Below are 23,202 nucleotides of genomic sequence, written 5' to 3'. Positions count from 1 at the left end.
GGGTGCTCTTTTCTGAATTGGTTGTCAGTTGTCCAACGAGCGTTCTGCGGCGGCGACGACGGCCTCAGCGGTGAAGCCGAACTCCCGGAACAGGGTCTTGTCGTCGGCCGATGCGCCGTAGTGCTCGATCGAGACGATCTCGCCGGTGTCACCGACCAGCTTGTGCCAAGGCTGCGCGATGCCGGCCTCGACCGCAACACGTGCCGAGACGTCCGGCGGCAGCACCGCGTCGCGGTACTCCTTGGGCTGCGCCTCGAACCATTCCAGACACGGCATCGATACCACATAGGCGACGATGTCCTTGTCCGCCAACAGCTTCTGTGCCTCGACGGCCAGCTGTACCTCGGAGCCGGTCGCGATGATGATGACGTCGGCGTCGTCGGCCGGGTTGCCGCCGCCGAGCACGTAGCCGCCCTTGGCAGCGCCTTCCGAAGAAGTGCCCTCGAGGACGGGTACCCCTTGACGGGTCAGGATGAAACCAGTCGGGTTGTTGCCGTGGGTGCGCTGCAGGATGGTGCGCCAGGTGTACGCGGTCTCGTTCGGGTCGGCGGGACGAACCACCGACAGGTTCGGGATCGCGCGCAGCGCGGCCAGGTGCTCGATCGGCTGGTGCGTCGGACCGTCCTCACCCAGACCGATGGAGTCGTGGGTCCAGATGTAGATCGGGTCGATGTTCATCAGCGCGGCCAACCGCACCGCCGGACGCATGTAGTCGGCGAACTGCAGGAACGTGCCCGCGAACGGACGCGTCGGGCCGTGCAGCACGATGCCGTTGAGGATCGAGCCCATCGCGTGCTCGCGGATGCCGAAGTGCAGCACGCGGCCGTACCAGTCGGCGGTGTAGTCCTCGGTCGAGATCGACGGCGGGCCGAACGACTTCACCCCGTTGATGGTGGTGTTGTTGCTGCCCGCGAGATCGGCTGAGCCACCCCACAATTCGGGCAGCTTGCCGGCCACGTCGTTGAGCACCTTGCCGAACGCGGCACGCGTCGCGACGGCCTTGCTGCCCGGCTCCCAGTACGTCAGGTCGGCGTCCCAGCCCTCGGGCAGTTCGCCGGCCTCCAGGCGGTCCAGCAGCTTCTTGCGCTCGGGCTCCTTGGCGGCCCAGGCGTCGAACGCGACCTGCCACTCGTCGTGCGCCTTCTTGCCGCGGGCGACCAGCTCACGGGTGTGGTCGATGACCTCGGGCTTCACCTCGAAGCTCTTGTCCGGATCGAAGCCCAGCACCTTCTTCGTGGCGGCGACCTCGTCGGCGCCCAGCGCCGAACCGTGCACCCCGCCGGTGTTCATCTTGGTGGGGGCCGGGTAGCCGATGATGGTGCGCACCGAGATGAACGACGGCCGGTCGGTCACGGCGCGTGCGGCGGCCAGCGCCTCCTCGATCGCGACGACGTTCTCGCCGCCCTCTACCTCCTGGACGTGCCAGCCGTAGGCGCGGTAGCGGGCGCAGGTGTCCTCGGACAGCGCGATGTTGGTGTCGTGCTCGATGGAGATCTTGTTGTTGTCCCACAGCACGATCAGATTGCCGAGCTGCTGGGTGCCGGCGAGCGACGACGCCTCGCTCGTCACGCCCTCTTCGATGTCGCCGTCCGAGGCGATCACGTAGATGAAGTGGTCGAACGGGCTCTCACCGGGAGCGGCATCGGGGTCGAACAGGCCGCGCTCGTAGCGGGCCGCCATCGCCATACCGACCGACGAGGCCAGGCCCTGTCCCAGGGGACCGGTGGTGATCTCCACGCCCTTGGTGTGGCCGTACTCGGGGTGGCCGGGGGTCAGCGAGCCCCAGGTGCGCAGCGCCTCGATGTCGGCCAGCTCGAGGCCGAAGCCGCCCAGGTACAGCTGCAGGTACAGCGTCAGGCTGGAATGCCCACACGACAGGACGAAGCGGTCACGGCCGATCCAGTGGGTGTCGGACGGGTCGTGGCGCATCTGGCGCTGGAACAGGGTGTAGGCCAACGGGGCCAGGCTCATGGCGGTTCCGGGGTGGCCGTTTCCGACCTTCTGAACCGCATCCGCGGCCAGCACGCGCACGGTGTCGACGGCGGCCGAGTCCAGCTCGGTCCAGTCGTCCGGGTGGTGCGGGCGGGTGAGTTCGGAAATCTCTTCGACTGTGGTCACGGGCGCACTCCTACTGAGGGACGTCTCGGGCTCGGCAAATCGCAAGCGAGCTGCATGACTACCCTAATGCGCGCCGCTGGTGTGGTGCAGACCGCTTCACCTTTGGCCTGTCCGTGATTGGGTTTCCGTTCACCTGAATGCACCCTGCGGTGTGGAGCACTCAGGTGCGCGGTCTACCATCGTCTGTAGTAGAGGCTGCGCGGCCGTGACTTCCGAGGAGATATCTGCGTGAGCATTCGCGAGCGCCGTTCCGTCCACGGGGCACACGGTTTCGGTCCCGGAGCTGCGGCGTCTGACGAGCACGACGCTGCTTCGGGGACCAAGTCGCCGCACCGCGTTCGGGACACGTTGCTGGCCTACGTCGCCCTCACCAAGCCGCGTGTCATCGAGTTGCTGCTGGTGACGACCATCCCGGCCATGCTGCTGGCGCACCGCTTCGACGTGGTGGCCAGCCAAGGTCCCATCAAGCCGCTGTTGATCCTCAACACCCTGGTCGGCGGGCTGCTCGCGGCGGCCGGCGCCAACACGCTGAACTGTGTCGCCGACGCCGACATCGACAAGGTGATGAAGCGCACCGCCCGCCGGCCGTTGGCCCGCGCGACGGTGCCCACCCGGAACGCGCTGATCTTCGGCCTGGTGCTCACCGTCACGTCGTTCCTGTGGCTGTGGCGCAGTTCGAATCTGCTGTCGGGCCTCCTGGCGCTGGCGACCATCGCCTTCTACGTCTTCGTCTACACGCTGCTGCTGAAGCGCCGCACGTCGCAGAACGTTGTGTGGGGCGGCGCCGCCGGCTGCATGCCCGTGATGATCGGCTGGTCGGCGGTGACCGGAACCATCCAGTGGCCCGCGCTGGTGATGTTCCTGATCATCTTCTTCTGGACGCCGCCGCACACCTGGGCGCTGGCCATGCGCTACAAGGAGGACTACGAGGCGGCCGGCGTGCCGATGCTGCCCGTCGTCGCCACCGAGCGCCAGGTCACCAAGCAGATCCTGATCTACACCTGGGCGACGGTGCTGACGACGCTCGCGCTGGCGTTCGCCACCGGCTGGCTGTACGCGGCGGTGGCGCTGGTCGCCGGCGTCTGGTTCCTGGTGATGGCACACCAGCTGTACTCGGGCGTGAAGCGCGGCGAGCCGGTGAAGCCGCTGCGGCTGTTCCTGCAGTCGAACAACTACCTCGCCGTCGTGTTCTGCGCGCTGGCGGTCGACTCGGCGCTCGCGCTGCCGATGGTCTTCGGCCACTGACGGACCCGCTAGTTTTGGGGCATGCCCAAACTGGTGAGCCCCGACAACTTCGCCCGCGCCGAATCGGATCTGTACTTCTCCGGCATCGTCAACGACGGCGGCGTCGGTGGCTTTCTGCATCACCGTGAACTGAGTTCGATCGATCACCAGGTGGTCATCCGGCAGAACCGCGACACCCTCTACTCGGCCGCGGTGTTCGACCTCGACGCCGGACCGGTCACTGTCACCCTGCCCGATAGCGCGGGCCGGTTCATGTCGCTCCAGGTCATCAACGAGGACCACTACACGACCGAGGTCGCTTATGCCCCGGCGACGGTGCACCTGACGTGCGCGGCCGTCGGTACCCGTTACGTGGCGGTGGCCGTCCGCACGTTGGTCGATCCCAACGATGCGGCTGATCTGGCCGCCGTACACGCGCTGCAGGACGCCATCACCGTCGCGCAGGAGGCGCCGGGGAGCTTTGCGGTACCCGACTGGGACCCGGTCAGCCAGAAGACCGTCCGCGACGCGCTCGTCACGCTGGCCACCACACTGCCGGACACCAAGGGCATGTTCGGCACCGCGGCCGACACCGACCCGGTGCGGCATCTGATCGGCTCGGCCAACGCCTGGGGCGGCAATCCCGAGCGCGACGCGTTCTACCTGACCGTGGTGCCCGCGCAGAACGACGGCACCACGGTGCACCGGTTGACCGTCAAAGACGTTCCGGTGGACGGCTTCTGGTCGGTGACGGTCTACAACAAGGACGGCTACTTCACCGCCAACGAGCAGAATGCCTACTCGGTGAACAACATCACTGCCGTCAAGGCCGCCGACGGTTCGACGACCATCCAGTTCGGTGGCGCGGGTGCTGAAAATCTGCTGCCGATCACCCCGGGCTGGAACTACACCGTGCGGCTCTACCGCCCGCGGCCCGAGATTCTCGACGGCAGCTGGAGGTTCCCGGCGGCCGCTCCGGTTTAGGGCACCAGCACCACGGAGCCGACCGTCAGGCGGGCCTGCAGGTCGGCGTGTGCGCGGGCGGCATCGGCCAGCGGGTAGCGCTGGCTGATCGTCACGTTGAGGGTGCCATCGGAGATGGCCTGCAGCAGTTCGCCTGCCCGCCAGGAGAACTCGTCGGTGTTGCGGGTGTAATGCGCGAGCGTCGGCCGGGTCAGGAACAGGGATCCGCCACTGTTCAGGCGCTGTGGATCGATCGGCGGCACCGGGCCGCTGGAGGCGCCGAACAGGGCCAAGGTGCCCCGTACCGCGAGGCTGGCCAGGCTCGCCTCGAACGTGGAGGCGCCGACTCCGTCGTACACCGCGGCGACGCCGTTGCCGTCGGTGAGTTCACGGATTTTGGCGCCGAACTCGGCGGGATCGTCGGGATAGTCCAACACCTCGATGGCGCCGGCCTGCCGCGAGAGCGCAGCCTTGTCGCTGTTGGAGACCGTGGTGATGACGCGCACCGCCATGCTGGTGGCCCACTGGGTCAGGATCAGCCCGACGCCGCCGGCGCCGGCGTGCAGCAGCACCGTGTCGCCCTGCTGCACCGGGTAGGTCGACTTGATCAGGTAGTGCGCCGTCATGCCTTTGAGCAGTGCCGCGGCGGCCACCTCGGGGTCCACGCCCTCCGGGACGTAGGCCACGTAATCGGCTGGGGCGACGCAGTATTCGGAGTAGGTGGCGTCGGCCGCGGCGGTGACCACCCGGTCGCCGACGGCGAGCGCCGCCACGTCGTCGCCGACCGCGGTGATGGTGCCGCAGACCTCGGTGCCGGGGATGTATGGCACTTCGCGCTGATACAGGCCGGAGCGGAAGTACGTGTCGATGAAGTTGACGCCGATGGCCTCGGCCTTGATCAGGACCTCGCCCGGACCCGGCGTGGGCTCGGGGCGTTCGACGAAGGACAGGACTTCCGGACCGCCGAGTTCGGCGACTTCGATGGCATGCATGCCACCTATCATTCCAACGTGAAACTCGCGCGGCCCGATATCCGTCATCCCCGTATCGTTTTCGCAGGTTGCCAGGCCCTCGTCGAAGGCGACGGCGACGACGACGGGTTGGTCAAGGCGTTACGGGACCGCGGTTTGCACGCGCATTGGCTGGCGTGGGACGACCCAGCCACGCTGCAGGCCGATCTCGTGATCCTGCGGGCCACGTGGGACTACACCGAGCGGCACGATGAGTTCGTGGCCTGGACCAGGAAGGTGCCCAATCTGCTGAACGCACCCGAGGTGGTCGCGTGGAACAGCGACAAGCGCTACCTGGCGGATTTGGCGGCGGCCGGCGTGCCGACGGTGCCCAGCGGCTTCTTCGCGCCGGGGGAGCCGGTGACGGTGCCCAGTGGTCAGGTCGTGGTCAAACCCGCGGTGGGGGCGGGTTCGGTTGGCGCGCAACGATTCACCGATGCCGCCGCGGCCGCGGCGCACGCTGCCGTACTCCAGGCCGACGGCCGCACGGCGCTGATCCAGCCGTATGACGAGCGCATCGAGGCGGGGGAGACAGCGCTGGTGTTCCTGGCCGGCAAGCAGTCGCACGCGTTCATCAAGGGGCCGATGCTGCCGCCGCCCGGTGGCAGCGTGGAGATGCACGAATCCGGCACGTACGCCGAGGAACAGCTGCAACCTGCCGACCCGGATTTCGAATTGTGGGACGTCGGCTACGCGACCCTGGCCGCCGCGGCCGCGCATCTCGGCATCGAGCCGGCGGAGTTCTTGTACGCCCGGGTGGACGTCATCGGCGACCACCGGGACCCGCGGTTGCTCGAGCTGGAACTGGTCGAACCGGGCTTGGGCTGGCGGCAGTTGGCCGAGCCCGAACGTGCTGCGGCCCAACGACAATTCGCCCTCGGTGTCGAGTCAGCTCTGGAGCGGCTCGGCCTCGGCCCGCTGTCGGGCCTGGGATAACCAGGCTGCCTGGGGCATGGTCAGCGGGCGAAGTGCTGAGCCGAGATCCCTGACATCAATCTGCGGCGACGTGTCGCTACTTTGGCCCAAGTCAGGGATCAAGTTCGGCGTCGCGGCGTCCCTGGTTGCAATCTGTGACGGGATGTCGCAGACCCGACTGAAGCCAGGGACTCGCTACGCGGACGTCCGCACTCGCATCGACGCCCATAGCGCTGCGGTGGCCGCGGTGCAGGCGCCTGCACCGGCCACGTGGATGGCGACCAGAACCGCGGGCACGCCGGTGTAGAACTGGACCGCGCCGACGGCACCCTGCGCGAGCACCAGCCCGGCCAGCACCGCCAGCCGCAGCAGCACCGGCTTGGGGGCGTGCACCGCGAGCAGCGCGAAGCCCAGCCCGATCACGAAGCTGAGGTAGGCCACCAGCAGCGACGAGTGCAGGTGCGCCAGATCGGTGATCTCGACCTGCAGGCGCTTGACGGGCTGCAGGGCGCTCTTGTCGCCGGCGTGCGGTCCGGCGCCGGTCACCAAGGTCCCGGTGACCAGCACCGCGGACAGGGTCACGGCGGTCAGTGCGGTGAACCAGCGCAGTGGCTGCGGCACGACGAGTTCCTCGGTGCCCGAGTCGGGTTCGCCGATCTTGACGTAGAGCAGGACCGCCAGCCAGACCATCACCATCGACACCAGCAGGTGGACGGCGACGGTCCACCACAGCAGTCCGGTGCGGACGGTGATGCCGCCGATGACCGCCTGCACGACGGTCGACGCCGGCATCAGCCAGGCGTAGACCTGGACCTCGCGGCGGCGGCCGGCGCGGATGACGGCGAGCACCGCCAGGGCGGCCGTCAGCACGACGCCGAACGTGAACATGCGGTTGGTGAATTCGACGGCCTGATGCACGACGGGCACTTCGGCGTGTGGCACCGGCACGAAGCTGCCGGGGAAGCACTGCGGCCACGTCGGGCAGCCCAGTCCAGATGCGGTGACGCGGACGATGGCCCCGGTGACGGCGATGCCGCCCTGGGTCAGGATGACCAGGAACGCGATGAGCCGCTGGACCCGAAGCGAGGGGATGGGCAGCTTGTCGAGCACGGTCTGATCGTAGGCCAGGGCTAACTACGCGGCGTAGTAGGGGCTGTCAGCTGAACCGGAACCAGCGCATCGCGGCGAGCCCGGCGAGCACGCCCCACGCGGCCAGCACGGCGATGCCGAACCAGTCCACCGACAGCATCATCGCCTGTGTGAGGGCCTCGGTGAGTGCACCCGACGGTGTCAGCCGGGCCACCCAGCGCAGCGCCTCGGGCACGACGCGGTGCTCTATGGTCAGGGCGCCGAGGGCGGCCAGGACGAACCACAGCAGGTTCGCCAGGGCCAGCACGATCTCTGCCTTCAGCGTCCCGCCGAGCAGCAGGCCCAGCGCCGCGAACGACGCGGTGCCGAGCGCGATGACGAGGGCGCCGAGCAGCAGGCTCAGCGGGCTCGGCCGCCAACCCAGCGCAATGCCGATGCCGCCCAACAGGATTGACTGCAGGAATACCGTCGTGATCACCGCCAGCGACTTGCCGGCGATGATGCCCCATACCGGCAGCGCGGTGGCGCCGAGGCGCTTGAGCGCGCCGTAGCGCCGATCGAACGCGACGGCGATGGCCTGTCCGGTGAAGGCCGTCGAGATGACCGCCAGCGCCATGATCGGCGGGGTGAACGTCCCCGGCCGGTGATCACCGAGCGAGCCCAGTGGCAGCAGTGTGAGCCCGACCAGCAGCGTGATCGGGATGAACATCGTCAGCAGCAGTTGCTCGCCGTTGCGCAGCAGCAGTTTGAGCTCGAGGCCGTACTGCGCCGCTAGCATCGCGGGGATGCCCGCCGGTCGCGGGTCCGGGGTGAACGTTCCCGGGGCGAACCGATTGGTCTCGGTACTCACGACCGCAGCTCCCGTCCGGTCAGGTCGAGGAACACGTCCTCGAGGCTGCGCTGTTCGACGCGCATGTCGGTGGCCAGCACGTTCAGGCGGGCGGCCCACGCGGTCACGGTGGCCAGCACCTGCGGGTCGATGTGGCCTTCCACCAGGTACTCGCCGGCGCCGGCTTCGGTGGCGCGGTAGCCCTCCGGCAGCGCCGAGATCAGCAGGGTCAGGTCCAGTTTGGGCGGGGCCGAGAAGCGCAACTGGTTCTCGGCGCCACCTCGCGTCAGGTCGGCGGGCGTGCCCGCGGCCACTGCCGCGCCGTGGTCGATGATCACGATGCGGTCGGCCAGTTCCTCGGCCTCGGTGAGCTGATGCGTGGTCAGCACGACGGTGACACCGTCGCGGCGCAGGCCTTCGATCAACTCCCACACCACGATTCGGGCGTGGGCGTCCATGCCCGCGGTGGGCTCATCGAGGAACACCAGCTCGGGGCGTCCGACGATGGCGCAGGCCAGCGCGAGGCGCTGCTGCTGCCCGCCGGACAGCCGGCGGTAGGTGGTGCGCGCGGCTTCGGTCAGACCGAGGGTGTCCATGAGCCACTGCGGGTCGAGCGGATTCGCCGAATACGCCGCGACGAGGTTCAGCATCTCGCCGGCCTTGGCAGCGGGGTAGCCGCCGCCGCCCTGCAGCATCACGCCGATGCGGGCGCGCAGCTTGGCGTTGTCGGCCGTCGGGTCCAGGCCCAGGATCGAGATGCTGCCCGAGTCGGGCTTGTTGAAGCCTTCGCACATCTCGACGGTGGTGGTCTTGCCGGCCCCGTTGGGTCCGAGCAGGGCCAGCACCTCGGCGCGCCGCACCTCCAGATCCAGGTTGTTCACGGCCTGGATATCGCCGTAGCGCTTGCTGACGCCGCGCAGCAATACGGGCGTCTCACCGGAACTCACGGGGATTCAGCGTAAGCGTCGGGCCTGGCAGCGCCGCTACCAGGGGCGTCACCGTTGTCTGATTCCGGCAATCCGCGCCAGGGCAGGCGGTTGCGGGTCAGGCCGATGAGCAGCAGGACGATGACGGTGCTGGCCAGCGTCGCGTCGAGGATCTGGAAGAGCGCGAACCGGTCGCCGTTGGCCGTCGGGCCGAAGACGCCGACGACGAACGTCACCACGATGGTGGTGCCGCGGAAGCCCGGCCGGGTGGCCCAGCAGGCCAGCGGGATGATCGCCCAGAGCAGGTACCAGGGCTGCACGACGGGGAACAGCAGCACCGTCGCGCCCATGGCGACGCCGAGACCGCCGAGCGGATGGAGCCGTCCCCGCAGCACCGACAACAGCAGCCAGCTCACCAGCACGCCGATGACGAAGACGCCGATCCCGCGGGTCAGTCCGAGGACCGCGGTGGTGTGGTCGCCCAGGCCCAGCAGGATGCCGACCTGCCCGGTGCCGAGCGCGACCAGCGTCGGCGGCGACATCCAGGAGCGCACCACGTTCGCGGTGCCGAGGGTGAACAGCCAGCCGAAGCCCAGGCCACTGGCCCAGCCGATGAGCGCCATGACCGCGAGCGCGACGGTGCCCAGCGGCACGCAGGCCTGGAAGAAGGCCTTGACCGTCCCGCCCAGCCGGCGTGCGAGGGCCATCGCGACGAACCCCAGCGCGAGCAGGGACGGCAGCTTGATCTGCGACGACATGGCGATGAGCACCGTGCCGGTGAGCAGCATCGCCAGTGGCCACCACGCCGACCAGTCCTCGCGGTGCCGCGGCCAGTGCAGTGGCCGGGGGATGAGGGGACGGCCGGAATCGATGCCGCGCATGGCGAATTCGGTGCCGGCGAGCATCAGGCCGAGCATCGGGGCCTCGTTGTGGATGCCGGCGATGAGGTGCATGAAGAGCAGGGGATTACAGGGCCCGAGCCACAGGGCGCTGACCTCGGCGACACCGCAGCGGCGGGCCAGACGTGGCGTTGCCCACACCGTGGCGGCGACACCCAGCAGCACGACCAGCCGGTGGGAGAGCACGCCGGCGACGATGTTGTCGCCGGTGAGCTCCGATATGCCGCGCCCGATCCACAGGAACAGCGGTCCGTACGGCGCCGGTGTTTCTCGCCAGAGGCTCGGCACCGTCAGGGTGAAGACGTGGCCGAGCCCGAGGCCGGTCGCCGGGCCGACGCGGTACGGGTCCAGTCCGATGCTCGCGATCTGGCTCTGCGCCAGATAGGAGTAGACGTCCTTGCTGTACATCGGCGGCGCGATCAGCAGCGGCAACGCCCACAGCAGCAGCGTCTGGTCCAGCTGGCTTCGCGACATCCGGCGTTTGCCCAGCGTGTAGCGGCCCAGCATCAGCCAGGCCAGCGCCATCATGACGGCGCCGGTGGTGGTCATGGTCAGTGAGACGGTCTGGATGCGCGACGGCAGGTTCAGCAGGCGCACCCCGAACGTCGGATCCTGCACGACGGGCCGGGCGCCGGCGCCGAGTGCGCCGATGGCCATCAGTACCGTTCCGGTGGCGCCGAATCGCCGGGTCCGGCGCAGCGAGGCGACCTCGGACGCGTTGAGCGGGGAGCCGACGGACGGCTCGTCGGCGTGCCAATGCGCGACGGCCGTGCTCAGGTGCTGAAGGCGGTCGGGCATCAGAGCAGATTAGCCGTAGGCCTGTTCGGCCCCCGCCAACTCGGTGATAAGGGTTACCTTCCTAGATTCGGGTTCTGAATTCCGTCACAATGGTGTTGTGAAATTACCGTCCGGAGCTCCCGAAGCTGTCGGCACCGCGACCGCGGTGGCGTCGGCGACGGCTGTTTCCGATGGTCACACCCGCTCGGCCATCGTGCAGTTGCTGCTGGAAGGCGCGGTCACCGCGACCCAGATCGGCGAGCAGCTCGGCATCTCCGCCGCCGGTGTGCGGCGTCATCTCGACGCGCTCATCGAGGCCGGCGACGCCGAATCCAGCGCCGCCGCCGCGTGGCAGCACAACGGCCGCGGCCGCCCCGCCAAGCGCTATCGACTGACGGCCGCCGGGCGCGCCAAGCTCGGCCACACCTACGACGACCTCGCGGCGGCCGCCATGCGCCAGCTGCGCGAGATCGGCGGTGACGACGCCATCCGCACGTTCGCGCGTCGCCGGATCGACTCGATCCTGTCGGGCGTCACCGCCACCGACGACGTCACCGCCACCGCGGACCAGGTGGCCGCGGCACTGACCCAGGCCGGCTACGCCACCACGACGACCCCGGTGACGGGCCCGATCGGCGGGGTGCAGATCTGCCAGCACCACTGCCCGGTATCGCACGTCGCCGAGGAGTTCCCCGAGCTGTGCGACGCCGAGCGCGAAGCGTTCGCCGAGGTCCTGGGTACGCACGTGCAGCGCCTGGCCACCATCGTCAACGGCGATTGTGCGTGTACGACGCACGTCCCCGTCATCCCCGAGCACGCAGTCCACTCGATCCACCCCGCGACCCAAGAAGAAGGAGTGTCGCAATGACGACCACCCCGGAACAGTTGACCCAGGAGGAGACCATTGCCTCCCTGGGCACGTACGGCTACGGCTGGGCAGACAGTGACGCTGCCGGCGCCGCCGCGACCCGTGGGTTGAACGAGGCTGTCGTGCGCGACATCTCGTCGAAGAAGAACGAGCCGGAGTGGATGCTCGACTTCCGGCTCAAGGCGCTGCGCATCTTCGACAAGAAGCCGATGCCGCGGTGGGGCAGTGACCTCGAGGGCATCGACTTCGACAACATCAAGTACTTCGTGCGGTCCACCGAGAAGCAGGCCACGTCCTGGGAGGAACTGCCCGAGGACATCAAGAACACCTACGACCGCCTGGGCATCCCGGAGGCCGAGAAGCAGCGCCTGGTCGCCGGTGTCGCCGCGCAGTACGAGTCCGAGGTCGTGTACCACCAGATCCGCGAGGACCTCGAGGCGCAGGGCGTCATCTTCCTGGACACCGACTCGGGCCTGCGCGAGCACCCGGAGCTGTTCAAGCAGTACTTCGGCACCGTGATCCCGTCCGGTGACAACAAGTTCTCGGCGCTGAACTCCGCCGTGTGGTCGGGTGGCTCGTTCATCTACGTGCCGAAGGGCGTGCACGTCGACATCCCGCTGCAGGCGTACTTCCGGATCAACACCGAGAACATGGGCCAGTTCGAGCGGACGCTGATCATCGCCGACGAGGGCTCCTACGTGCACTACGTGGAGGGTTGTACCGCGCCGATCTACAAGTCGGACTCGCTGCACTCGGCCGTCGTCGAGATCGTGGTGAAACCCGGTGCGCGCGTTCGGTACACGACCATCCAGAACTGGTCGAACAACGTCTACAACCTGGTAACCAAGCGGGCCCGCGCCGAGGCCGGCGCGACCATGGAGTGGATCGACGGCAACATCGGTTCCAAGGTCACCATGAAGTACCCGGCGGTCTGGATGACCGGCGAGCACGCCAAGGGCGAGGTGCTCTCGGTGGCGTTCGCCGGCGAAGGCCAGCACCAGGACACCGGCGCCAAGATGGTGCACCTGGCGCCGAACACGTCGAGCAACATCGTGTCCAAGTCGGTGGCCCGTGGTGGCGGCCGCTCGTCGTACCGCGGCCTGATCCAGGTCAACAAGGGCGCGCACGGCTCCAAGTCGAGCGTGAAATGCGATGCGCTGCTTGTCGACAACATCAGCCGCTCGGACACGTACCCGTACGTCGACATCCGTGAGGACGACGTCACGATGGGTCACGAGGCCACGGTCTCGAAGGTCAGCGAGGATCAGATGTTCTATCTGATGAGCCGCGGCCTGACCGAGGACGAGGCCATGGCGATGGTGGTGCGCGGCTTCGTCGAGCCCATCGCCAAGGAACTGCCAATGGAATACGCGCTCGAGCTCAACCGGCTGATCGAGCTGCAGATGGAAGGTGCTGTCGGCTAGTGAGTTCGAATCTGACTGAGGCGACGGAAGGCATCGTCGCCAACAAGGGTGAGCTGTTCACGTCCTACGACGTCAACGCTTTCGAGGTGCCGGGCGGCCGTGACGAGCTGTGGCGGTTCACGCCGCTGAAGCGTCTGCACGGTCTGCACGACGGCTCCGCGGTCGCCACCGGCGCCGCGCGCGTCGAGGTGTCGGAGCGCGACGGCGTCACCGTCGAGACTGTCGGCCGCGACGACGAGCGCCTGGGCCAGGGCGGCGTGCCCGCGGACCGCGTTGCCGCGCAGGCGTATTCGTCGTTCACCGAAGCGACCATCGTGTCGGTCGGTCGCGACGTCCAGGTCGCCGAGCCCATCGAGATCACCATCGCCGGACCGGGTGAGGGCAAGACCGCGTACGGCCAGCTGCAGCTGCGGGTCGCCGAACTCGGCGAGGCCGTCGTGGTCGTCGACCAGACCGGCAGCGGAACCTACGCCGACAACATCGAATTCGTCGTCGGTGACGCGGCCCGCCTGACCGTCGTGTCGATCGCCGACTGGGCCGACGACGCGGTGAACGTCAGCACCCACCACGCGACGCTGGGCAAGGACGCCGTGCTGCGGCACGTCGCCGTCACCCTCGGCGGCGATGTCGTGCGGCTGACTTCGCGCACCCGCTACCTGGGCCCCGGCGGCGACGCCGAGATGCTCGGCCTGTACTTCGCCGACGACGGCCAGCACTTCGAGTCGCGCCTGCTGGTCGACCACGCGGTGCCCAACTGCCGCTCCAACGTGCTGTACAAGGGTGCGCTGCAAGGGGATCCGGACTCGAAGAAGCCCGATGCCCACACCGTGTGGATCGGCGACGTGCTGATCCGCGCCGCGGCCACCGGCACCGACACCTTCGAGGTGAACCGCAACCTGGTGCTCACCGACGGCGCCCGCGCCGACTCGGTGCCCAATCTCGAGATCGAGACCGGCGAGATCGTCGGCGCCGGACACGCCAGTGCCACCGGACGTTTCGACGACGAGCAGCTGTTCTACCTGCAGGCCCGCGGTATTCCCGAGGACCAGGCCCGCCGCCTGGTGGTCCGGGGCTTCTTCGGCGAGATCATCCAGAAGATCGCCGTGCCGGAAGTCCGCGACCGCCTCACCGCCGCCATCGAACACGAACTCGAATTGACTGAAGGACGCAACAACTCATGACCACACTGGAAATCAAGGACCTGCACGTCTCGGTCACCGCACCCGACGGTGCCGACGTCCCGATCCTCAAGGGTGTCAACCTGACCGTGAAGTCGGGCGAGACCCACGCGGTCATGGGCCCCAACGGTTCCGGCAAGTCGACGCTGTCGTACGCCATCGCCGGTCACCCCAAGTACACCGTCACCTCCGGTTCCATCACCTTGGACGGCGAGGACGTGCTGGAGATGAGCGTGGATGAACGGGCCCGTGCTGGTCTTTTCTTGGCCATGCAGTACCCGGTCGAGGTGCCCGGCGTCTCGATGTCGAACTTCCTGCGTACCGCGGCCACCGCGGTCCGCGGTGAGGCCCCCAAGCTGCGGCACTGGGTCAAAGAGGTCAAGACCGCCATGTCCGAGCTGGACATCGACCCGGCGTTCGGCGAGCGCAGCGTCAACGAAGGTTTCTCCGGTGGCGAGAAGAAGCGCCACGAGATTCTGCAGCTGGGCCTGCTCAAGCCGAAGATCGCCATCCTCGACGAGACCGACTCCGGCCTGGACGTCGATGCGCTGCGCGTGGTGTCCGAGGGCGTCAACCGGTACGCCGAGGCCGAGCACGGCGGCGTCCTGCTGATCACGCACTACACCCGCATCCTGCGCTACATCCGTCCGCAGTTCGTGCACGTCTTCTTCGACGGCCGGATCGTCGCCTCCGGTGGTCCGGAGTTGGCCGACGAGCTCGAAGAGCACGGCTACGAGCGCTACACGGCTGCCGCCGCAGAGGCCTGACATGACCGCGTCGTCGGTTGACCTTGACCTGACGCGGATCAGGGCGGACTTCCCGATTCTCAGCCGCGTCATGCGTGGCGGGAATCAGTTGGCGTACCTGGATTCCGGGGCCACGTCGCAGAAGCCGCTGCAGGTGCTCGACGCCGAGCGGGCGTTCCTGACCACCTCCAACGGCGCGGTGCACCGTGGTGCGCACCAGCTGATGGAGGAGTCGACCGACGCCTACGAGCAGGGCCGTGCGGACATCGCGGCGTTCGTCGGTGCCGACGACGACGAGCTGGTCTTCACCAAGAACGCCACCGAGGCACTGAACCTGGTGTCGTATGCGGTGGGGGACAGCCGGTTCGACCGCGTGGTCGGCCCGGGCGACGTCATCGTCACCACGGAGCTGGAGCATCACGCCAACCTGATCCCGTGGCAGGAGCTGGCCCGCCGGACCGGCGCCGAACTGAAGTGGTTCGGAGTGACCGACTCAGGCGATCAGGCTGGCCGCATCGACCTGGATTCGCTGCAGCTCGATGACCGGGTGAAAGTGGTTGCCTTCACCCATCATTCGAACGTCACGGGCGCCATCGCGCCGGTCGCGGAACTGGTGTCGCGAGCCAAGGCTGTCGGTGCGCTGACCGTGCTGGACGCGTGCCAGTCGGTGCCGCACCAGCCCATCGACTTCCACGCCCTCGACGTCGACTTCGCGGCGTTCTCGGGTCACAAGATGTTGGGGCCCACCGGAATCGGTGTGCTGTACGGGCGCCGCGATCTGCTGAACGCGCTGCCGCCGTTCCTCACCGGCGGCTCCATGATCGAGACCGTCACCATGGAGCAGGCGACGTATGCGCCGGCGCCGCAGCGGTTCGAGGCCGGCACCCCGATGACGTCCCAGGTCGTCGGATTGGCCGCTGCCGCACGGTATCTCGATGCCATCGGCATGGCTGCCGTCGAGGCGCACGAAGCCGAGTTGGTGGCCGCCACGCTCGACGGGCTGACCCAGATTCCGCAGGTGCGGATCATCGGGCCGACCACCACCGAGCACCGCGGTTCCCCGGTGAGTTTTGTGCTCGACGGTGTGCACGCCCACGACGTCGGCCAGATTCTGGATGACGAGGGCATCGCGGTCCGGGTCGGGCACCACTGCGCGGCGCCGCTGCACCGGCGGTTCGGGATCGCCGCGACGGCCCGCGCGTCGTTCGCCGTCTACAACACGCTCGACGAAGTGGACCGGTTGGTCGCGGGCGTCAAACGCGCTGTGGAGTTCTTTGCATGAGAATGGAACAGATGTACCAGGAAGTGATCCTGGACCACTACAAGCACCCGCACCACCGCGGGCTGCGCGAGCCGTTCGGCGCGCAGGTGCACCACGTCAACCCGACCTGTGGTGACGAGGTCACGCTGCGGGTCACGCTGTCCGACGACGGCGAGACCATCGCCGACATCTCGTACGACGGCCAGGGCTGCTCGATCAGCCAGGCGTCGACGTCGGTGCTGACCGACCAGGTGATCGGTCAGAGCATCGACGAGGCGCTCAAGACCGTCGGCGCGTTCACCGAGATGATTTCCTCCCGCGGCAACGTCGAGGGGGACGAAGATGTGTTGGGTGACGGCATCGCGTTCGCCGGTGTCGCCAAGTACCCGGCGCGGGTGAAATGCGCGCTGCTGGGCTGGACCGCGTTCAAAGCCGCGCTCGCCGAGGCGAGCGCCAAAGACACGGCGCTCGCGTTGGCGAGCGCATCGGACACGGCGCTCGCGTTGGCGAGCGCATCGGACACGGCGCTGGCATCCGCCGGCGCAATTGCGGAGGACAAGCGATGACCGAAGGCACACCCGAAGCCACCACCGCGGCGGCCAATGTGGTCGACGACCCCGAACTGCTCGACGCCGTCGAGGAGGCCATGCGCGACGTCGTCGACCCCGAGCTCGGCATCAACGTCGTCGATCTCGGTCTCGTCTACGGCATGACCCTCGAAGAGGGCGACGAAGGCACCGTCGTGAAGCTGGACATGACGCTGACGTCGGCGGCCTGTCCGTTGACCGACGTGATCGAGGACCAGTCCCGGACCGCCCTGGTGGGCGCGGGCCTCGTCAGCGACCTCAAGCTGAACTGGGTGTGGAACCCGCCGTGGGGTCCGGACAAGATCACCGACGACGGTCGCGAACAGCTTCGGGCACTGGGCTTCACGGTCTAGTTTTCTCGAGACGGCATTCGCCGCCGAATTTTGTCGTACCGCATCCGTAACGTCCTTCCGTTGATCAGACGGAAGGAGTCGGGATGGTCGGCTGTGCGGACGATCGTCCGATCTGGTGCGCTTGTCGGGCTTCGGGTGAATCCCTGCGGTATGGGCCGCATCACCAAGCGGTGCTGCAGTGGCTCCACTTTGGGCTTGACGCTGTAGAGCTTGCCCAGATGCTCACCGAAATCGAGGCCTCGCACTGGTCTGGGGCGCCGACCGGCTGGGTCGACGAATCGATGCAGGCGTTCGATGAGAACGAGATTGTGATCGCGAAACAGCTTGCCGCTGAAGGGCACAACGTCATCGCGTTGCCTGTGAGTCGAGTGGACGGCACGGCCTCCGCCGATGCCATCGTCAGCGGCACGCTGGTCGAGTTCAAGACGTACTTCGGTTGCGAGGCGCGGGGGCTGTTTCGCAAGATCGCGGAAGCTCGCAGGCAAGCTGATCGAATCGTCATTCGAGCGGTGAACCTGGCGATGTCGGATGAGGTGAGGCAAGTCCTCGATCTGATCGGCGCCAGAGGCGTGCGCCGGCAACTCTACGGAGCGAGGGTCGTCGGCAGCGGCTTCGATTGGGAGTGGGGCGACTGGAATCCCCAGGTGCCCGCCGACCGCTGGTTGTTGCGGCAGTGGGCCGGGCTGACGACGCCGGCCCGCCGATGATGGCGTACAGACCGAACAGTCGAAAATATCGACCGAGCCTGTGGATAACTCCCGATTCTGACGCCATTTCGCCGCGTTCTTGTCGGAGCCTTTCTCTAGCTTCCAGCGCAACAGGACCACACCGGTCCACTGCGACAGGAGGCATCACCATGAACGCTGGCATCGAACGACTGCGGGCCGCGTGCGAACGCGATCTCGGCGACCCCGCCGGCTGGCCGACGCCCGTCGGCTATCCGGATTCGTTGGCACTCTGCATCATTGACGCGATCTATGCACCCGGCGCCCGGCACCTCACCGTCGACTCGATCGTCGAGCGGTACCGCAGCTACCGAGCCGGGCAGGGCGGTGACGCCGACACCGACGGCGCACCCGAACTGCTCGCCAATGTCGAAGCGCTCGGGGGTCCCGAGCAGTGGGCCGCCCAGATCGGCAACCGCCGGCCGACGTCCACGAGGAAGGACGCACCGCTGCGATCGGTGGCGCTGACCGAGACGGCGCAGGCCTTCGTCGCACTGGGGATACGCACCACCGAGGACCTGCGGGTGATCGCCGGGGACCCCGAGTTGGCGAGGGAGGCCAAGCGGGCGTGGTGCGCGGTGCCCGGGCAACGGTCGGGCTTCACCTGGCGCTTCCTGCTGATGCTGGCCGAACTGCCTGGTACTGATCCGACGGTCGCGGGATACGTCGCGCGTGAGGTCGGTGGCGACGCCGCCGACACGGCGGGGCTCCTGGCCGCTGTCGCGGCGGCGGCTGGCTGGCACGCCGATGCGTTGCACCAGGCGATCTGGCGGTTCGAAGCACGCCGCGCGCAGGAGCTCCCGTCGTCGGCGTGAGGGCCGACAATTGACCGCCGGCCGGGCGCCGGCGGAATCGGTTGAGCCGGCACGGTGTTGCATAGGCTCATGACCGTCGATGCATCTGCACTCTTCGCCCCTCTGGCCCTGCGGAACCTTACCGTGCCCAATCGGTTCGCGATGGCTCCCATGACCAGGCAGGCGTCGCCCGGAGGTGTCCCGGGGCCCGACGTGGCGGAGTACTACGCGCGTCGGGCCGCCGGCGGTGTCGGCCTGATCATCACCGAAGGCGTGCGGGTGGGTGACCCGTCGGCAGCCGGCTCGCCGGACATCCCGACGCTCGTGGGCGCCGAGGCGCTCGACGGCTGGCGCAGCGTCACCAGCGCGGTGCACCGCCACGGCGCGACCATCGCCGCCCAGGTGTGGCACCAGGGCGCCGAGCGCGGCGACCGCGACGGGGTGGCGCCGGTCAGTCCGTCGGGCGTGAACGGCCACGGTGAGCAGATCGGCCGGGCGCTGGACGCCGACGAGCTCCCCGCCGTCGCGCAGTGGTACGCCGAGGCCGCCCGCAATGCGAAGGAGGTCGGCTTCGACGCCGTCGAACTGCACGGCGCCCATGGCTACCTGCTCGACCAATTCCTGTGGACCAGAACGAATCTGCGCACCGACGAGTACGGCGGCTCGGTCCAGAACCGCACCCGGTTCCCCGCCGAGGTGGTGGCGGCGGTGCGTGCCGCGGTCGGCCCGGACTACCCGATCATCTACCGCTTCTCGCAGTGGAAGGGCACCGACTACAACGCGACGCTGGTCGACGACCCGATGCAGCTGCAGGAACTGCTGGCGCCATTGGTGGATGCCGGTGTCGACGCGCTGCATCCCTCGACGCGTCGGCACTATGTGCCGGCGTTCCCCGACGCCGACCCCGCCCTGACCCTGGCCGGCTGGACCAAGAAGGTCACCGGGACGCCCGTCATCACGGTCGGTTCGGTCGGCCTGCAGACCGCATTCCGCTCCGAGAAGCCCGGCCAGGTCATCGAACCGGGACCGGTGGATCAGCTGGTGGAGCAGTTCGACGCGGGCGAGTTCGACATGGTCGCGATCGGCCGGGCGCTGCTCGCCGACCCCGGATGGGTCAACCGCCTGCGCAGCGGCACCCTGGACGGGTTCAATGGCTACGACGCGGCCACTGCGCTGGCGCGATTGAGCTGACCAGACCAGGATTGAGCCGACCACATACTGGGAACAAGCAGGTACACCGCAATGTTGGGAGAAGCGTGAGCACCAAGGACATCACCGCCGCCGAATTCAACGGCATCATCAGCGACAACGACATCGTGCTGGTGGACTTCTGGGCGTCATGGTGCGGGCCGTGCCGGGCGTTCGCTCCGACGTTCACCGCATCGTCCGAGAAGCACCCCGACGTCTTCCACGCCAAGGTCGACACCGAGGCCGAGCAGGCGCTGGCCTCCGCCGCCGAGATCCAGGCCATCCCGACCCTGATGGCCTTCAAGAAGGGCCAGCTGGTCTTCCGGCACTCGGGCATGCTCGCGGCCAACCAGCTCGACGAGGTCATCAGCCAGATCAAGGAATTCGACATCGACGCCGCGATGGCCGAAAAGGGCGACGCCACCGACGCCTGAGAGTGGCCGAGCACTGCCGGCGGGTGTGACTTTGCGCACCCGCTAGCGTGCAGGACGTGAGCGAACAGAACCCACTGGTACTCGTCGACCGTCCGCGCCCCGGCGTCGCACTGGTCACCCTCAACCGCCCCGAGCGGATGAACTCCATGGCCTTCGACGTCATGGTCCCGCTCAAGGCGGCCCTGGACGAGATCACCAACGACAACGACGTGCGCGCGGTCGTCCTCACCGGGGCCGGCCGCGGATTCTCGTCCGGCGCCGACCACAAGTCGGCCGGCTCGGTGCCGCACGTCGCGGGACTGACCCGGCCGACGTTCGCACTGCGCTCCATGGAAGTGCTCGACGATGTCATCCTCGCCCTGCGCAAGCTGCATCAACCCGTCATCGCGGCCGTGAACGGCGCGGCGATCGGCGGCGGCCTGTGCCTCGCGCTGGCGTGCGACATCCGCGTCGCCGCCGAGGGCGCCTACTTCCGGGCCGCGGGCATCAACAACGGCCTGACGGCCAGCGAACTGGGCCTGTCCTATCTGCTGCCGCGGGCCATCGGGACGTCGCGGGCGTTCGAGGTGATGCTCACCGGCCGGGACATCGACTCGGCAGAGGCCGAGCGGATCGGTCTGGTGTCGCGGACCGTCGCCGACGATCAGCTCCTGCAAACCTGCTTCGACATGGCCGAGCGCATCGGCTCGTTCTCCCGCCCGGGAATTGAATTGACCAAGCGGACTCTCTGGAGTGGACTGGACGCCGGTAGTCTGGAGAGCCATATGCAGGCCGAAGGCCTGGGTCAGCTCTTCATCCGACTGCTCACCGCCAACTTCGAAGAGGCGGTTGCCGCGCGCGCCGAAAAGCGACCCGCGGTCTTCACAGACGACAAGTAAGCCGGCCCGGACAGCCCGGCACCCCTAAGGAGGCAGCAGCGTGATCACCGCAACGGACCTGGAGGTCCGCGCCGGAGCGCGCACGCTGCTGGCCTTCGAGGGTTCCGCGCTGCGCATCCAGCCGGGCGACCGGATCGGTCTGGTCGGCCGCAACGGAGCCGGCAAGACCACGACGCTGCGCATCCTGGCCGGCGAAGGACAGCCCTACGCGGGCTCGGTCGAGCGCATCGGCGAAGTCGGTTACCTGCCGCAGGATCCGAAGGAAGGCGACCTGGACGTCCTGGCCCGCGACCGGGTGCTCTCGGCCCGCGGCCTGGACACCCTGCTGGCCGACCTGGAGAAGCAGCAGGCCATCATGGCCGAGGTCGTCGACGACGCCGCCCGCGACAAGGCGGTCCGGCGGTACGGCGTTCTGGAGGAACGGTTTTCGGCCCTGGGCGGCTACGCCGCCGAGAGCGACGCCGGCCGCATCTGCGCCAGCCTGGGTCTGCCCGACCGGGTGCTGACGCAGCCGCTGCGCACCCTGTCCGGCGGCCAGCGTCGCCGTATCGAGTTGGCCCGCATCCTGTTCGCCGCATCCGAGGGCTCCGGCTCCAACACCACGCTCCTGCTGGACGAGCCGACCAACCACCTCGACGCCGACTCCATCGGCTGGCTGCGGACGTTCCTGCAGAGCCACACCGGCGGCCTCGTGGTGATCAGCCACGACGTCGAACTCCTCGCCGACGTGGTGAACCGCGTGTGGTTCCTCGATGCCGTGCGCGGCGAGGCCGACGTCTACAACATGGGCTGGCAGAAGTACCTCGACGCCCGCGCCACCGACGAGCAGCGCCGCCGCCGCGAGCGCGCGAACGCCGAGAAGAAGGCCAGCGCACTGCGGGCGCAGGCCGCCAAGATGGGCGCCAAGGCCACCAAAGCTGTTGCCGCGCAGAACATGTTGCGCCGTGCCGAGCGTATGATCGCCGAGCTCGATGCCGAGCGGGTGGCCGACAAGGTCGCGAAGATCAAGTTCCCGACGCCGGCGCCGTGCGGCAAGACGCCGCTGATCGTCAAGGGCCTCACCAAGACCTACGGCTCGCTAGAGATCTTCACCGGCGTGGACCTCGCGATCGACCGGGGTTCGCGCGTCGTCGTGCTGGGCCTCAACGGTGCCGGTAAGACGACGCTGTTGCGCCTGCTGGCCGGCGTGGAGACCGCCGACGCCGGCGGCATCGAACCGGGCTACGGCCTGAAGATCGGTTACTTCGCGCAGGAACACGACACCCTCGACAACGCCGCGACGGTGTGGGAGAACATCCGGCACGCCGCCCCGGACACCGGGGAGCAGGATCTGCGCGGCCTGCTGGGCGCGTTCATGTTCACCGGCCCGCAGCTGGATCAGCCCGCCGGCACGCTGTCCGGCGGTGAGAAGACCCGACTGGCCTTGGCCGGCCTGGTCGCCTCGACCGCCAACGTGCTGCTGCTCGACGAGCCGACCAACAACCTGGACCCGGCGTCGCGCGAGCAGGTGCTCGACGCGCTGCGCAGCTATGCCGGTTCGGTGGTGCTCGTGACGCACGACCCAGGTGCGGCCGAGGCGCTCAATCCGCAGCGCGTGCTGCTGCTGCCGGACGCCACCGAGGACTTCTGGTCGGACACCTACCGCGATCTCATCGAATTGGCCTGACCTGATTCACCGAATCGCCCGCGCCGAGCGACTGCTGTTCTTACGCTGATTCCCGTCAGCCCGGTATACCGCCGGGGGAGAGTCAGGGGACCGGCGATGAGGCAATCCAAAGCATCTCGCGACCAGATGATGACCCAGCTGCGTAACGCCTACGAGAGCGGCGCCAGTATCAGGTCATTGGTGGCCACGTCCGGAAAATCCTATGGGTCGGTGCACAGCATGCTGGTGCAGTCCGGCGCGGTCATGCGCAGCCGCGGCGGCCCGAATCACCGCAGCCGCAAGATCGCCTGAACATCCTGCGGCCCAGCCGCTTTCGCCGCGAACGGACCGTCGCGGAGCCGCCATGCGCG

23 protein-coding genes are annotated in these 23,202 nt (G+C 68.2%); 17 read left to right on the top strand and 6 right to left on the bottom strand.

What is annotated here, in order from left to right:
* Nucleotides 1-24: 24 nt before the first annotated feature.
* Entirely contained in the window at nucleotides 25-2,118 is a 2,094-nt protein-coding gene (gene tkt / locus BR47_RS0121320) for a transketolase (RefSeq protein WP_020100582.1), read from the bottom strand.
* A gap of 228 nt (nucleotides 2,119-2,346) precedes the next feature.
* On the opposite strand from tkt, the gene BR47_RS0121315 reads away from it, so the two are divergent.
* Together BR47_RS0121315 and BR47_RS0121310 are read left to right on the top strand one after the other, a co-directional pair.
* On the top strand, nucleotides 2,347-3,363 hold the full coding sequence (locus BR47_RS0121315; protein WP_225433633.1) for a heme o synthase: 1,017 nt from the start codon (nucleotides 2,347-2,349) through the stop codon (nucleotides 3,361-3,363).
* Nucleotides 3,364-3,396: 33 nt separating this feature from the next.
* The gene (locus BR47_RS0121310; protein WP_029120726.1) at nucleotides 3,397-4,326 is read left to right on the top strand and encodes a DUF1254 domain-containing protein; all 930 of its coding nucleotides are present in this window, start codon (nucleotides 3,397-3,399) and stop codon (nucleotides 4,324-4,326) included.
* On the opposite strand, the gene BR47_RS0121305 is transcribed toward BR47_RS0121310, so the two are convergent.
* Nucleotides 4,323-5,297: a quinone oxidoreductase family protein gene (locus BR47_RS0121305; RefSeq protein ID WP_020100579.1), complete on the bottom strand. Its 975-nt coding sequence runs from the start codon at nucleotides 5,295-5,297 to the stop codon at nucleotides 4,323-4,325. The genes BR47_RS0121310 and BR47_RS0121305 overlap by 4 nt on opposite strands.
* Before the next feature lie 18 nt (nucleotides 5,298-5,315).
* Between BR47_RS0121305 and BR47_RS0121300 the strand changes: the two genes are divergently transcribed.
* Nucleotides 5,316-6,251, top strand: a complete 936-nt coding sequence (locus BR47_RS0121300) for an ATP-grasp domain-containing protein (protein WP_029120725.1) — start codon at nucleotides 5,316-5,318, stop codon at nucleotides 6,249-6,251.
* Nucleotides 6,252-6,425: 174 nt separating this feature from the next.
* Here the strand turns inward: BR47_RS0121300 and BR47_RS0121295 are convergent, their stop codons facing one another.
* The 4 genes from BR47_RS0121295 to mptB are packed head-to-tail and all read right to left on the bottom strand — an operon-like array spanning nucleotide 6,426 to nucleotide 10,771.
* Nucleotides 6,426-7,340, bottom strand: coding sequence for a COX15/CtaA family protein (locus BR47_RS0121295; RefSeq protein ID WP_020100577.1), 915 nt, complete (start codon nucleotides 7,338-7,340; stop codon nucleotides 6,426-6,428).
* A gap of 46 nt (nucleotides 7,341-7,386) precedes the next feature.
* Complete coding sequence (locus BR47_RS0121290; protein ID WP_020100576.1) at nucleotides 7,387-8,169, bottom strand: ABC transporter permease; 783 nt, start codon at nucleotides 8,167-8,169, stop codon at nucleotides 7,387-7,389.
* Nucleotides 8,166-9,101 (bottom strand): ABC transporter ATP-binding protein, encoded by a 936-nt coding sequence (locus BR47_RS0121285; RefSeq protein WP_036420326.1) that lies wholly within the window; start codon nucleotides 9,099-9,101, stop codon nucleotides 8,166-8,168. The genes BR47_RS0121290 and BR47_RS0121285 overlap by 4 nt, the downstream gene beginning before the upstream one ends.
* A complete protein-coding gene (gene mptB / locus BR47_RS0121280; protein ID WP_020100574.1) occupies nucleotides 9,092-10,771 on the bottom strand; it encodes a polyprenol phosphomannose-dependent alpha 1,6 mannosyltransferase MptB in 1,680 nt (559 codons plus the stop codon). The genes BR47_RS0121285 and mptB overlap by 10 nt, the downstream gene beginning before the upstream one ends.
* A gap of 97 nt (nucleotides 10,772-10,868) precedes the next feature.
* On the opposite strand from mptB, the gene BR47_RS0121275 reads away from it, so the two are divergent.
* From BR47_RS0121275 to BR47_RS0121210, 14 genes are all read left to right on the top strand, one after another.
* A complete protein-coding gene (locus BR47_RS0121275; RefSeq protein ID WP_020100573.1) occupies nucleotides 10,869-11,618 on the top strand; it encodes a helix-turn-helix transcriptional regulator in 750 nt (249 codons plus the stop codon).
* Complete coding sequence (gene sufB / locus BR47_RS0121270; protein ID WP_020100572.1) at nucleotides 11,615-13,042, top strand: Fe-S cluster assembly protein SufB; 1,428 nt, start codon at nucleotides 11,615-11,617, stop codon at nucleotides 13,040-13,042. The genes BR47_RS0121275 and sufB overlap by 4 nt, the downstream gene beginning before the upstream one ends.
* Nucleotides 13,042-14,223 carry a Fe-S cluster assembly protein SufD gene (gene sufD, locus BR47_RS0121265; RefSeq protein ID WP_029120724.1) on the top strand — a complete coding sequence of 394 codons (1,182 nt, stop codon included), beginning with the start codon at nucleotides 13,042-13,044 and terminating at the stop codon, nucleotides 14,221-14,223. The genes sufB and sufD overlap by 1 nt, the downstream gene beginning before the upstream one ends.
* Nucleotides 14,220-14,987, top strand: a complete 768-nt coding sequence (gene sufC, locus BR47_RS0121260; protein WP_029120723.1) for a Fe-S cluster assembly ATPase SufC — start codon at nucleotides 14,220-14,222, stop codon at nucleotides 14,985-14,987. Before sufD ends, sufC begins: the two co-directional genes overlap by 4 nt.
* Before the next feature lies 1 nt (nucleotide 14,988).
* Complete coding sequence (locus BR47_RS0121255) at nucleotides 14,989-16,248, top strand: cysteine desulfurase (protein WP_029120722.1); 1,260 nt, start codon at nucleotides 14,989-14,991, stop codon at nucleotides 16,246-16,248.
* Nucleotides 16,245-16,793 carry a Fe-S cluster assembly sulfur transfer protein SufU gene (sufU, locus tag BR47_RS31070; RefSeq protein ID WP_231506746.1) on the top strand — a complete coding sequence of 183 codons (549 nt, stop codon included), beginning with the start codon at nucleotides 16,245-16,247 and terminating at the stop codon, nucleotides 16,791-16,793. Before BR47_RS0121255 ends, sufU begins: the two co-directional genes overlap by 4 nt.
* Nucleotides 16,790-17,167, top strand: a complete 378-nt coding sequence (locus tag BR47_RS0121245) for a metal-sulfur cluster assembly factor (RefSeq protein WP_020100567.1) — start codon at nucleotides 16,790-16,792, stop codon at nucleotides 17,165-17,167. Before sufU ends, BR47_RS0121245 begins: the two co-directional genes overlap by 4 nt.
* Nucleotides 17,168-17,385: 218 nt before the next feature.
* Nucleotides 17,386-17,874 (top strand): hypothetical protein, encoded by a 489-nt coding sequence (locus BR47_RS0121240; RefSeq protein ID WP_141772255.1) that lies wholly within the window; start codon nucleotides 17,386-17,388, stop codon nucleotides 17,872-17,874.
* Between the two features lie 149 nt (nucleotides 17,875-18,023).
* Nucleotides 18,024-18,707, top strand: a complete 684-nt coding sequence (locus BR47_RS0121235) for a DUF8548 family protein (RefSeq protein ID WP_029120719.1) — start codon at nucleotides 18,024-18,026, stop codon at nucleotides 18,705-18,707.
* 69 nt (nucleotides 18,708-18,776) lie between these two features.
* Nucleotides 18,777-19,877 carry an NADH:flavin oxidoreductase gene (locus BR47_RS0121230; protein ID WP_029120718.1) on the top strand — a complete coding sequence of 367 codons (1,101 nt, stop codon included), beginning with the start codon at nucleotides 18,777-18,779 and terminating at the stop codon, nucleotides 19,875-19,877.
* Nucleotides 19,878-19,942: 65 nt separating this feature from the next.
* Entirely contained in the window at nucleotides 19,943-20,308 is a 366-nt protein-coding gene (gene trxA / locus BR47_RS0121225; protein WP_020100563.1) for a thioredoxin, read from the top strand.
* Nucleotides 20,309-20,355: 47 nt separating this feature from the next.
* Nucleotides 20,356-21,186, top strand: coding sequence for an enoyl-CoA hydratase (locus BR47_RS0121220; RefSeq protein WP_020100562.1), 831 nt, complete (start codon nucleotides 20,356-20,358; stop codon nucleotides 21,184-21,186).
* Nucleotides 21,187-21,226: 40 nt separating this feature from the next.
* Complete coding sequence (locus tag BR47_RS0121215; RefSeq protein ID WP_020100561.1) at nucleotides 21,227-22,852, top strand: ABC-F family ATP-binding cassette domain-containing protein; 1,626 nt, start codon at nucleotides 21,227-21,229, stop codon at nucleotides 22,850-22,852.
* A 96-nt stretch (nucleotides 22,853-22,948) separates the two neighbouring features.
* On the top strand, nucleotides 22,949-23,143 hold the full coding sequence (locus BR47_RS0121210) for a helix-turn-helix domain-containing protein (protein WP_029105025.1): 195 nt from the start codon (nucleotides 22,949-22,951) through the stop codon (nucleotides 23,141-23,143).
* Nucleotides 23,144-23,202 lie beyond the last annotated feature (59 nt).

Source organism: Mycobacterium sp. UNC410CL29Cvi84 (genome assembly GCF_000686745.1).
In the GTDB taxonomy this organism is placed as follows: Bacteria; Actinomycetota; Actinomycetes; order Mycobacteriales; family Mycobacteriaceae; genus Mycobacterium; species Mycobacterium mucogenicum_B.
The sequence above is the reverse complement of the archived record's forward strand: the minus strand, read 5'-3'. Positions and strand labels throughout refer to the sequence as shown.